At 43.0% G+C, this 11,658-nt stretch carries 12 protein-coding genes; 4 read left to right on the top strand and 8 right to left on the bottom strand.

Annotated elements, in window-relative coordinates; genetic code table 11:
- Positions 1-170 precede the first annotated feature (170 nt).
- Positions 171-1,289 carry a tRNA 2-thiouridine(34) synthase MnmA gene (gene mnmA, locus A5868_RS04550; RefSeq protein ID WP_139843629.1) on the bottom strand — a complete coding sequence of 373 codons (1,119 nt, stop codon included), beginning with the start codon at positions 1,287-1,289 and terminating at the stop codon, positions 171-173.
- Positions 1,290-1,470: 181 nt separating this feature from the next.
- Between mnmA and A5868_RS04545 the strand changes: the two genes are divergently transcribed.
- From A5868_RS04545 to A5868_RS04535, 3 genes are read left to right on the top strand one after another with little or no spacing between them, the layout of a single operon-like run.
- Positions 1,471-1,839, top strand: a complete 369-nt coding sequence (locus A5868_RS04545) for a GntR family transcriptional regulator (RefSeq protein ID WP_010781448.1) — start codon at positions 1,471-1,473, stop codon at positions 1,837-1,839.
- A gap of 5 nt (positions 1,840-1,844) precedes the next feature.
- Positions 1,845-3,221 carry a PH domain-containing protein gene (locus A5868_RS04540; RefSeq protein WP_086305579.1) on the top strand — a complete coding sequence of 459 codons (1,377 nt, stop codon included), beginning with the start codon at positions 1,845-1,847 and terminating at the stop codon, positions 3,219-3,221.
- A gap of 22 nt (positions 3,222-3,243) precedes the next feature.
- A complete protein-coding gene (locus tag A5868_RS04535) occupies positions 3,244-3,741 on the top strand; it encodes a GNAT family N-acetyltransferase (protein ID WP_086305578.1) in 498 nt (165 codons plus the stop codon).
- 58 nt (positions 3,742-3,799) lie between these two features.
- Here A5868_RS04535 and lepB read toward each other — a convergent pair whose 3' ends face one another.
- The 7 genes from lepB to A5868_RS04500 all read right to left on the bottom strand — a co-directional run bounded on the left by lepB (position 3,800) and on the right by A5868_RS04500 (position 9,602).
- The gene (gene lepB / locus A5868_RS04530) at positions 3,800-4,342 is read right to left on the bottom strand and encodes a signal peptidase I (protein ID WP_086305577.1); all 543 of its coding nucleotides are present in this window, start codon (positions 4,340-4,342) and stop codon (positions 3,800-3,802) included.
- A gap of 174 nt (positions 4,343-4,516) precedes the next feature.
- Positions 4,517-5,122: a metallophosphoesterase family protein gene (locus A5868_RS04525; RefSeq protein WP_086305576.1), complete on the bottom strand. Its 606-nt coding sequence runs from the start codon at positions 5,120-5,122 to the stop codon at positions 4,517-4,519.
- Between the two features lie 138 nt (positions 5,123-5,260).
- Complete coding sequence (locus A5868_RS04520; RefSeq protein ID WP_010781453.1) at positions 5,261-5,905, bottom strand: hypothetical protein; 645 nt, start codon at positions 5,903-5,905, stop codon at positions 5,261-5,263.
- A 243-nt stretch (positions 5,906-6,148) separates the two neighbouring features.
- Positions 6,149-6,496 (bottom strand): DUF1831 domain-containing protein, encoded by a 348-nt coding sequence (locus tag A5868_RS04515; RefSeq protein ID WP_086305575.1) that lies wholly within the window; start codon positions 6,494-6,496, stop codon positions 6,149-6,151.
- A gap of 64 nt (positions 6,497-6,560) precedes the next feature.
- Positions 6,561-7,706, bottom strand: coding sequence for a cysteine desulfurase family protein (locus A5868_RS04510; RefSeq protein ID WP_086305574.1), 1,146 nt, complete (start codon positions 7,704-7,706; stop codon positions 6,561-6,563).
- Between the two features lie 317 nt (positions 7,707-8,023).
- On the bottom strand, positions 8,024-8,995 hold the full coding sequence (locus A5868_RS04505; RefSeq protein ID WP_010781456.1) for a ribose-phosphate diphosphokinase: 972 nt from the start codon (positions 8,993-8,995) through the stop codon (positions 8,024-8,026).
- Positions 8,996-9,038: 43 nt separating this feature from the next.
- A complete protein-coding gene (locus A5868_RS04500; protein WP_010781457.1) occupies positions 9,039-9,602 on the bottom strand; it encodes a hypothetical protein in 564 nt (187 codons plus the stop codon).
- 146 nt (positions 9,603-9,748) lie between these two features.
- On the opposite strand from A5868_RS04500, the gene A5868_RS04495 reads away from it, so the two are divergent.
- On the top strand, positions 9,749-11,656 hold the full coding sequence (locus A5868_RS04495) for a M13 family metallopeptidase (protein ID WP_086305573.1): 1,908 nt from the start codon (positions 9,749-9,751) through the stop codon (positions 11,654-11,656).
- The last annotated feature ends 2 nt before the right edge of the window (positions 11,657-11,658 follow it).

Below are 11,658 nucleotides of genomic sequence, written 5' to 3'. Positions count from 1 at the left end.
TAATTAGTATCTTCCCATAATTCCATGAGCATGTAAAGAGAATCATTCTAATTTTCACGAATTTTCTGTAAATACAATTGAAACAAATTCGTCCTGTTCTTGAATACTTTGGCTTTTTTATTCACAAAAAAAACAGCCACTTTTGTAGTAAGTGACTGCTTTTCTCTAAATTAAATATATTGTAATTCCTTTGCTTCTTGGTACGCATGATCGATCAATCCGCCGCCTAAGCATTCCATGCCGTCGTAGAAAACGACCGCTTGGCCGGGTGTGATCGCGCGAACAGGATCATCGAAAATGACTTCTGCTCGATCGTCTTCCAGCAAACGCACCATAACGGGTACGTCTTGCTGACGGTAACGAAACTTCGCAGTACATTTGAATTCTGCTGGACGCTCTTCATTTGTCGTAAAGTGAATCTCGCTCGCATCCAAACTCGTTGCGTATAACGCTTCATGATGGAACCCTTGTCCAACATACAGCGTATTGGTAGCTAAGTCTTTGCCGACTACGAACCAAGGATCATTGGTTTTTCCGCCGCCGCCGATTCCCAAGCCTTGACGTTGGCCGATCGTATAATACATCAGACCCGCGTGTGTTCCTTTTTCCTCACCGTCTAGCGTGACCATCTTCCCTTGCTTTGCAGGAAGGTAGTTGCTCAAGAATTGTTTGAAATTCTTTTCACCGATGAAGCAGACCCCAGTAGAGTCTTTTTTCTTAGCAGTAGCCAAGCCAGCACGTTCAGCGATCGCACGAACTTCTGGTTTTTGCATCCCGCCTAAAGGAAACATCGTCTTCGCTAATTGCTCTTGCGATAACTGACTCAAGAAATAGGTTTGGTCCTTGTTATTGTCCACGCCTCGCAACATGTGGACCACCCCGTTTTCATCCTTTTCGACTTGAGCGTAATGTCCAGTCGCGACATAATCCGCACCTAACTCCATCGCGTAATCCAAGAACGCTTTGAACTTGATTTCTTTGTTACACATCACATCAGGATTCGGCGTGCGGCCTGCACGGTACTCCGCTAAGAAATATTCAAAGACACGGTCCCAATATTCCTTTTCAAAATTGACAGAGTAATAAGGAATGCCGATTTGGGCAGCGACTTTCGCCACGTCCTTATAATCTTCTGTCGCGGTACAAACACCATTTTCGTCAGTGTCGTCCCAATTTTTCATAAAAATGCCGACTACATCATAGCCTTGTTCCTTTAACAACAAAGCTGTCACTGATGAATCGACGCCGCCGCTCATTCCTACGACGACTCGTGTGTTGCTGTTAGACACAGTATCACCATCATTTCAATATAGATTCCGAAAACTCTACGATTTGAAGGTCGCAACTTTTCAGTATGACGAATTATACAACATAAATCTTAAATTTTCGATAGATATTCCTTTATATTATTTTTATTTGTCTTTTTGTATTGTTTGTATTAATATAAATAATACAAAGGAGGGCAAGTAAATGATTATAGAAATTGATTCCCGATCCGAAGAGCCCATCTATTTGCAATTGCGGAAACAGATCATTATCGGTATCGCCCGTGGTGAGTTGAAGCCAAACGAGCAACTGCCGACCGTCCGCCAGTTTGCCGATGAACTAGGAGTAAACACGATGACTGTCTCTAAGGGCTATCAGCAATTGCGGGAGGAAGGCTATCTGATCACGGATCGGCGGAAAGGAACTTTAGTCGCTTCTTTGCCTGTCACCTCTAAGAAAACAGACGAGGAACAATTAACATTAGTGTTGGCAGAACTTTATTTGTCTGAACCTGACGAAAAAGCGATCCAAGAAAAGGTCAAAAAAATAGTCACGAGTTTTGGAAAGGAGTAAGGCGGATGTTCGAATTTATTCTGTTGCTTATATTGATTTTTTGCAACTTTATCATGGCCTTCGTTAGCTCTTTAGCCGCGAAGCCGCATAACTATGTGATCGTGGAAAATACTTTTCCAGCAGATAAAATGGAGGAGCCGCAAGTACTAGCCTTTCGTAAAGACTATCGAAAGCGCCAATTTCAGTTGGCCTTTGGTTTGAGTATTGCTGCTTTTCTTCTCCTCATACCAATGAAAGAATCCCTCTTCATGCTGCTGTTTTTCTTTCTTCTGTATCTCAGCATTGGTTCTGCGTATTTACTGCAACTTCGCTACATTCGTAGAGGTCGGCAATTGATCGTTGCGAATCAGTGGCAGTTGACCGAGCAGCCGATTCGTGTGGATACAAAATTGGTTCTTGAGAAAAATCGAAAATTGGTATCCCCTTGGTGGTTTGTTTTATCCATCGGTTCACTGATTTTATTGACTGCTCTGACCGCTCGACAAGGTGCAGGAAGCTTAACTTGGATCTTATTTGGTGTCTGCAGCGTCGCGCTGGTTCTCTTTATTCTAGGCTGGGTATCGATCAAGCGCCTGCCGACTCGAGCACTTACTGACGATTCGTCCATTAATCAGCAATACAATGACCTGACAAAATTTTATTGGTCAACATTCATTGTGGCAACGAGCGTTTTCATTAATCTCATTGCCTATATTCCAATACTGACCGTGAACAGCAGCAGTCGTCTATTTAGTGTCTTGATGATCAGCGAATTCTTGCTTATTTTTCTTTTTTGCGGGCTGACCTTCTGGTGGTTGTTCCGTTTACGTACGAAGCAAGACCAATTATTGACGCAAACTCCGAGCTTCCGGTATGCAGGAGACGATTACTATTGGCGTTACGGGATATACTGCAATCCAGATGATCGTCGTTTGATGATTCCTGACCGTATTGGCATGAATTTGACGATCAACTTAGGGCGAATCGGCGGAAAGATTTTTCTTGCTTCTGTTCCGCTTCTTCTCATTGTCGCTATGGTTGTCTCCGTTGGGCCTCTGTATATCTTGGACTATCATCCCGATCCATTGACTTATCAGATCCAGCAAAAATCGATCCGTTTGGATGGTCCGCTTACTAAAGAACAAAAAATTTCTTACGATGAGATCAAAACAGTTGCGTTGATCGATGCTCTCCCCGATTCTGGAATGAAGATCAATGGCTTAGGGACGAAAGATTACGCCCTCGGAAGTTTTAAAATCGATGGCAAGCCCGCCTCTCTCTTCGTGGATCATCGTTCCAAACCGATCTTAAAGATTTCGACAAACGAACGCGATTACTATTATACGAATATCAAACCAGCCGTTACTAAAAAGGCATATCAGCAAATCCAGTCTCACCGTTAAAAATCAAAAGGAGAAGAACCTAATGTCACAAACTGTTCGAGTGGTCCGTTTAAGAGAACACCCTGAAAAAATTGATTCCATCCTGTCCTATGTAAAAAAGCAATGGGCTTCTGAAGAAACAACAGCCGTCTATGAGGACTGTCTGACCCACGCATTAACGACAAAAAACGTGCTGCCCCAGTGGTATGCGTTGATGGCTGATGAAGAGATCATTGGGTGTGCCGGCCTTATCACAAATGATTTCATCAGCAGAATGGACCTATGGCCTTGGCTTTGTGCTGTTTATGTCGACACGCAGCATCGCGGACACTTTTTAAGTAAAATACTCATTGAGAGCGTCGAAGAAGACGCACGCAGGTTCGGGTTTGAGAATCTTTTTCTCGCGACGGATCATGAAGATCTCTATGAAAAAATGGCCTTCCACTATATCGGCGATGGCTATCATCCATGGGGAGAACATTCGCGGATTTACAAAAAGAGCCTTCGGGAAACTTTTAAAGAAGCCGCCCTCCGCGAGTGATCCTTTTAAAGACAAATAGACAGACGACTCTTTATAAGCCGTCTGTCTATTTATTTTTTTATTCTACTTTTCCCATTCGTTCGATCGGCCAGAAAACAAATTTCACATTGGTCAGAATATCCTCTTGATCGATCATGCCAATCATACGGCCATCTTTTGAAATTCGACGGTTGTCGCCTAAAACAAACAGCTTTCCTTCTGGAACGTTCTGCTCCCCAAACAACTCCTGCAAATCAAAATCGGTCGTTAACGGCAAGCCATCCGTAACTTTTTCTTTGTATTCGTCCAAATAAGGTTCGCTGTATTTCTTGCCATTGATATAAAGCTGATCCTCTTTGTAAGCGACAGTATCCCCGGGCAATCCGATCACTCGCTTGACATATTCGGCGCCGGGATTGTCCGGAGCTGGAAATGTCACGATATCAAATCGGTCGAGGGCAGTATGCTTCAATCCAAACATTCGCTCTCCATTATTCAGCGTCGGCTTCATCGAATCTCCCACCGCTTCGACGGGGGTGAAGACAAACCTGCGCAGTGCGATCACTAAGCCGACCATCAGAACATAAAATAGAATCGTTTTGATTATTTCCTTTTTGTTCACTTTCGCGCTCCTCTCTTGCTTTTATGTTATCCGTTACTTCAAATTTACCACAAACCCCTTGTCACGAAAACAGTGCTTCCGTTTTTCGTTATTCATTTTTTTGATTCGCTGTAAACTTTACGAAAAGGTAAAAAAACATGAAAAAGGCATCGACTGTTCGATGCCTCGCCTGTACTATTTTAATTTCTTGATTTCTGCTTCTTTGTATTCCGCGATCTCGTCAATCAAATTTTCAGAGATCGGCGTTCCGAATGGCAGGGGGGCTTTTAAAAAAACTCGTTCAGGCGCGTCTACCCCAACATTGATATCCTCCGCGATCGGCATACTGTAATTATGAATATGTCCATGGAGATTCCGAATATTTAACGTCTTGCCTAAGAGCATCGGATAATGGGTCAAATAATATTGATGATGGTTAAATTTTACGATCGCGCCCACATCGTGAAAGACAAATTTGTCTTCCCCATTCTCAAGCTTTGGATCATGGGCCGCCAAATAATTGAAAAAAGTCCGAGAATCATGGTTTCCTTTGATAAAAATAATGCGACCGTTCAATTGCACCAACTGTTCTAAAATTTCTGGAAAGCCTTTTTCATATTTCGGATGCATCGCCACATCCCCTAGGTGATAGACCGTGTCCCTTTCATTCACGACAGCGTTCCACGCACGGATCATTTGCTGATTCATCTCGTCCACAGAATCAAATAAGCGCGGCGCAAAGTCATTATCTCCTAATAAATTCTCATGAAAAAAATGCGTATCTGAGATAAAATATTTCATTCCATTCACCTACAAACGAATTCAGATTGTTTCTTATAGTTTACCATCTCTTCTAAAAAAATGCGCTTGACTGTTCCTTTGTTTTATAAATTTCTATCCATGATTGGAGAAAGCAGCCAAAGAAAAAAGACCACCAACTTATACTTGGTAGCCTTGTTTTTGTAAAAGTGCTTGATATTTTAATTTGATAATAGAAAGAACTGCTTCTAACTGTGTTAGATCTTCCACTTTGCTGGCATCGAATTCCCGCGTGCGTTTGAAGGATTTTCCAGTGTCGATCAAATGAAACACTTGGTTCCACTTCTCAAATTCAGAAAGCGTGTTGAAGTTGGCGATGGGAAAGGCCGCGCCATCGCAAATTTCCCACAAGCGGAAAATCAAAAAGGCCGTGTCGATGACTTCCATCCGTTGCCTCTTCTTCGTACAAGTCACGATCACTTTTTCAGGATTGTATTCCAAGTACCAGTCTAAAAGAATGAAAAAGGCTTCCCAACGGTACGTGTCTTTAAACATTCGCTGTGTATCTGGCATATCTCGAAAAATCAGCGGAATCAAATACTGCTTTTTATATTTCCAACAAGGGATTCCGTCGATAAAATAATCAACATAACGTGTTAAATAGCTATTTCCTTCATAATCACTAATATAATAATCTTCCACCCCATATTTTTGAAACTCTTTCGTCAGCTTGGCGCAGTCTTCGATCGAGACGGTTAGGCCAGATAAGAGACGGAAATCAGAAATAATTTTGTGATGATCGATCGTATGTACCTTTTGAACCAACTTGTCACCTTCATTTCCAGCTATTTTCTTATTATAAGTGTACCATAATCTTCTGAATTTTAAGCTTATCAGCCTTAAAATTTTTCCCAAAAAACGATGAATATAGCAAAATAGACACAGAAATATAATAACAGCGCGTTTTAAAACACGAATCAATAAAAAAATATTAGCTTTTTATAATCGCTAAATAATTTCGCAAAAAAAGGAAGACCTTATCCTCTTCGATAAGATCTTCCGTCTTCTTTAGACTTCCTCTTTGACAAACAATCCACGCTCGATCATTCCATCCATTAGGAAATAGAATTTTTCTTGAACCATTTCTTGTCGATCATCTTTAAAAATATCCACTGTTTTCAGACCATTGGCAGTCGTTACAGACATTTTCATCGTGCTGATATCTTTTGATACCGTAATTTTCAATTTGAATCCTTCTTTACTTTGGGGCGTTGCCTGTAGTGGACGGATCAATTGGAAATTACCTGAAGTTGTCTCAGTAAATCCATTGTCTCGCAAGGTATATTTTTTAGCGGTCGGCGCCAATGCGTAGTGATACTTTGAACCTTTGATCGTTGTTGTCTTCGTAAATGCCATTTGCTCACCTCATAATTTTTTCTTTTCACTCTTAATTATAAAGATAAGTTTCAGGCATTTCAATCTACTTTGTCAGTTCGTGCAAACTCGCGACGAGTTGTTCCGCAAAATAATCGACTTGTTCGATTGTATTTCCGTAACCAAAACTGACGCGCAACGATTCTTTGACTTCGATCGCACCTTCGCCGTACATTGCCTCTAATACATGAGAAGGATCGATCGTCCCTGCGGTACAAGCAGAACCCGTAGAAACAGCAATGCCCTTCAAGTCTAGCTTCATCAACAACAAGTCGTTGACGATCCCAGTAAAACGGAGATTCAAAACGTGAAGCAGCTTATTGTTCAAATCACCATTCACGTGATAATCAACCCCTGCTTGATCAAGTGTGGTCAATACTTTTTGAGTGAATTGTTCATAGAGTTTTTGACGTTTTTCACGTTCATCCTCTGTCAGCAGTTCTACCGCTTTAGCCATTCCGCAAACCCCTGCTAAGTTTTCAGTTCCTGCACGGCGTTTTTCTTCTTGTTCCCCACCGTGAAGCAATGGCTGCAATTTGGCCTCATCACTTTTATACAGAAAACCAACACCCTTTGGTCCATTGATCTTATGCGCAGAAATACTTAAGAAATCAACGCCTAATTCACGAGGACGAATGAATTGATTCCCGTATGCTTGGACAGCATCCGTGTGAAAATAAGCAGGATGGTCCTTTAACCGCTCCCCGATTTCTTGAATCGGCATCAAATTACCGATCTCATTGTTTCCATACATGATAGAAACCAAGATCGTATCGGGGCGTAGGCTTTCCTCAAAATCCTTTAAGGAAATCCTCCCTTTGCGATCAACTGGCAAATACGTCACTTCAAATCCTTGAGTTTCCAGATACTTCATTGAATTGATGACTGCTGGGTGTTCAATTTGTGTCGTGATCAAGTGACGGCCTTCATTTTGACGACCAAAGGCGGTCTCTAGAATCACTGTATTATCCCCTTCGGTCCCGCCACTGTTGAAAATGATCTCATGGTATTTTACACCAAGACTTTTCCCGATCACTTCACGGGCCATCTCTAATTTCCCTGCAGCTTGTCGTCCAAAAGAATGAATACTTGAGGGGTTCCCAAATGTTTCATTCATCACTTCTGTCATCGTTTCGATTACTTCTGGATGCATCGGACTTGTTGCCGCATGATCTAAATAAATAGTTTCCACAAACCTTCAAACCTTTCTATACGTCAGGATTAACAAATCTGCTCAATAGAGAAGCACCAAGCAGATACTATTTTTCGCATCCGTCCACCGATGCTTCCAGCAATAAGACATATTTCGGTCAAAATCGCTTAGAAGCACAATCATTGGGTGCATAGATGAAGCTTAGTATCTCCTTGGTGCTTCGTAAATTTGAACAACATTTGCTTATTGATCAATTATTCGTTTTTCTATGTCGCACACTCTGAAGCTTGGAACAGAGAGTGCTCTGACTGTCAGTCAATTTGTGGGTGGATCACCCGCAGGAGGATAGACAGTGCTTATTCAAAATCCTTTTGTTCCATCGTAAACAACGGACTAACGGATTCATTTTGATGGATTCGTTTCACTGCTTCTCCCATCAGCATCGCACTGCTGATAATGGATAATTTCTCTGGATGACGCTCAGGTGCCGTCAAAACGGAGTCTGTGATACAAATATCTTTTATCTCAGTCGCATCCAAATTGGCTTTTGCTGGTGGTGAAAGCAACCCGTGAGAAGCACAGGCAACGACTTCCTTCGCCCCTGCCTTTTTCAAGGTTCTTGATGCATTGGAGAAGACTTCACCCGTGTTCAAGATGTCATCTACCATAATACAACAGCGGCCTTCTACATCTCCGATCACGTACCCAGAATCTGGATTGCCCTCTTCGGCAACATCTACGATCGCGATCGCTGTATCTAAGTATTCCGCTAGGCTGCGGGCACGCTGCACCCCGCTGTTTTTAGGAGAAACCACCACATAATCATCCCCAACCATCCCGCGGCGACGATAATAATGGGCAAATAAAGGCATCGTGAACAAATTGTCTACAGGAATATCAAAGAAGCCTTGCACTTGCACCGTGTGTAAATCAAGTGTCAACACTCTTGTCGCACCTGCGTCTGAAAGTAAATTCGCAACCAGTTTTGCAGTAATTGGCTCATGTGGTTTTGCCGTACGATCCTGTCTCGCATACCCATAATAAGGCAGAACGACATTGATCGTTTTTGCACTTGCTCGTTTTAATGCATCGATCATGATCAATAATTCCATGTAATAATCATTTACCGGCTCATTGGTCGACTGGATCAAATACACATCAAATCCTCGTACTGTTTCTTCTAGATTGATGGCGATCTCTCCATCACTGAATTGTTTGACAGTACTTCTCCCTAACGGCACGCCACAGACATCGGCGATTTTTTCAGCCAATGGTCTGTTCCCATTAAGACTAAAAATTTTAAATTTTTCCTTACTTTCTTCTGACATGGTGTCCCTCCAAGTATTTTTGTACCACCAGTTTAACATATTTTCAGTTATTTGCTGTAGCATTTACTTTTTTTAAGGAGATTGTGCCATTCCCCCACTCAGCCGGGATCACAGCCTCGCTCTTGCCCCAGTTGTCATGGATTTTATAAAACCGATCGCCCGCCGAGGTCTCCATGAATCCATGAACGACGACCCAATGATTTTTGTAGGTGCTGCCCCTTAGTTGTAAAAGACCGATCATGACCGGCTCGCCTCCTAATAGGCGCTTGGTCACCCGCTGCCAAGAACCCACCATCGTCCCGCGGGCACGGTAAGGAATGCGGTAGCGACGAAAGAAACGATTCAAACCGATCGAAATCTGCAGCGGCACTGTCGGGAAGTCCACCGGCTGAAGCATTGGTTTCAACGCACGAATCAGTTCTTCTTTTTGTTTGCTGTTCTTTTTTCTCAGTCCCGCGGGCAAACAGGCAACATCAATCTGATCCTGCCAATACGCCAACAACACGCTGCTGGCATAGGTCCCGCATAAAAAGCCTCGCGGTGTCTTCCACTCGCGATACGTTTCAAAGCTTTTCAGGTCATACCAGTGATCCTTTAAATAGTCCATCGCTTCCACCACCAAATCATTTTCTTTTGTGTATCTTCTTAAGATATATCATAATAGATAGTAGCTGAAAGAACTAGAAAAAGATCATGGACATTGCCAGAGACTTTTTAGTTTTCAACTTATTAAAGAATTAGGAGGAGTCTATTTTGGATAATACTAAGATCACAGAAGATTTATACGAAGCCGTCAACGGCGAATGGATCGAGCATGCAACGATCCCAGCAGATAAGCCTGCAACAGGCGGCTTTCAAGACCTCGTCGATGAGATCGACGACTTGTTGATGGCTGATACAAAAAAGATGAGCGCGAATCCTTCTGCCATTCCAAACGATTTAATGAAGGAATACATTGCTTATTTCCAATTGGCAAACGACTATCAAAAACGCGATGAAGACGGCGCTGCACCCCTTCTTCCCTTATTGAGAAAAGTGGAAGACATTGAAGCGCTCGCAGATTTAGAAGAGCAATTAACCAGTTGGGTCATCGAAGGACTGCCGTTACCTTTTGGAGTCGATGTGGATGCAGACATGAAAAACACAACGATCAATGCCTTATTCGCAGGTGCGCCTGGACTGATTTTGCCAGATAAGACCTACTATGAAGAAGGCCATCCGCAAGCGCCGCAGCTTTTGGCGATCTTTAAGGAAATGACGATGACGCTCTTTACTCTTGCCGGCTTCGACGCGGAAAAGGCAGAAAAAATCACAGAGGAAGCCTTGCGTTACGACAAATTACTGGCCCCTCATGTAAAAAGTGCGGAGGAAAATGCCGACTACAGCAAGATGTACAATCCTGAAAGCGGCGAAGAATTTATCAAGCACAGCCAACACTTGGATTTAAAGAAATTATTGATCGGGCTGATCGGTGAGATTCCTGAAAAAATCATCGTAACGGAACCGGCCTATTTTGAAAAATTGGATACCTTAGTAAATCCTGATACCTTCCAAGAAATGAAAAGCTGGATGCTGGTCATGACCATCAACGCATTGACCGGTTACCTGAGTGAAGAATTTCGTCAAGTCGGCGGAACATACAGCCGTGCCCTTTCTGGCGCTCCCGAGGCACGTCCGAAGGAAAAAGCAGCGTTCTACCTCGCCTCTGGTCGTTTTGATCAGATCGTTGGGGATTATTATGGAAAAACTTATTTCGGCGAACAAGCCAAAAAAGATGTCGAACAAATGGTACAACGGATGGTAGGGATCTACCAAGAACGTTTGAGCAGTAATACGTGGCTTAGTGAAGCGACCCGTGAAAAAGCGATAGTCAAACTAAACACGCTGGGCATCCACGTCGGCTACCCAGAGACGATCCCGCCAATCTACACACAATACAAGGTAACACCTGTAGAACAAGGGGGTACTCTTTTGAGCAATGCCCTGCACTTCAGTCAATTAAAGCGGAAAGACGATTACGCAAAATGGAACAAACCGGTGGAACGTGACGAATGGGAAATGAGCGCAGATACTGTGAATGCCTATTACCATCCCTTCCGCAATATCATCGTCTTCCCAGCAGCGATCCTCCAAGCACCCTTCTACAGTTTGGAACAATCAAGCAGCGAGAATTTCGGTGGGATCGGCGCGGTGATCGCCCATGAAATCTCCCACGCTTTTGACAACAATGGGTCACTCTTTGATGAGTATGGAAACCTAAACAACTGGTGGACAGAAGACGATCGGACTCGTTTCCAAGAGTTAGCTGATCAAATGATCGCTGAATTTGATGGCCTAGAGATCGCTGGCGGGAAAGTCAACGGCAAACTGACTGTTTCAGAAAACATTGCGGATGCAGGGGGATTAAGCTGTGCGTTAGAGGCAGCGAAGAAAGATCACGATGTTGATTTGAAGGGCTTCTTTATCAACTGGGCAACGATCTGGCGCATGAAGGCACGGCAAGAATACACGCAATTGCTGCTTTCTATCGATGTTCATGCACCGAACAAATTACGGGCAAATGTCCAAGTGAAAAATTTAGCCGATTTCTATGACACATTTAACATTCAGCCAACAGATGCCATGTACTTGGCACCTGAAAAACGCGTACGTATTTGGTAATA

Source organism: Enterococcus sp. 12F9_DIV0723, assembly GCF_002174375.1.
Classification (GTDB): domain Bacteria; phylum Bacillota; class Bacilli; order Lactobacillales; family Enterococcaceae; genus Enterococcus_A; species Enterococcus_A gilvus.
This window is presented reverse-complemented; position numbering and strand designations above follow the sequence as displayed.

Bases quoted from the DNA above. Each gene is read 5' to 3' on its own strand.
- A5868_RS04545 (WP_010781448.1), top strand. From the start codon at position 1,471: ATGATTATAGAAATTGATTCCCGATCCGAAGAGCCCATCTATTTGCAA.
- A5868_RS04540 (WP_086305579.1), top strand. From the start codon at position 1,845: ATGTTCGAATTTATTCTGTTGCTTATATTGATTTTTTGCAACTTTATC.
- A5868_RS04535 (WP_086305578.1), top strand. From the start codon at position 3,244: ATGTCACAAACTGTTCGAGTGGTCCGTTTAAGAGAACACCCTGAAAAA.
- A5868_RS04525 (WP_086305576.1), bottom strand. From the start codon at position 5,122: ATGAAATATTTTATCTCAGATACGCATTTTTTTCATGAGAATTTATTA.
- A5868_RS04515 (WP_086305575.1), bottom strand. From the start codon at position 6,496: ATGGCATTTACGAAGACAACAACGATCAAAGGTTCAAAGTATCACTAC.
- A5868_RS04505 (WP_010781456.1), bottom strand. From the start codon at position 8,995: ATGTCAGAAGAAAGTAAGGAAAAATTTAAAATTTTTAGTCTTAATGGG.
- A5868_RS04500 (WP_010781457.1), bottom strand. From the start codon at position 9,602: ATGGACTATTTAAAGGATCACTGGTATGACCTGAAAAGCTTTGAAACG.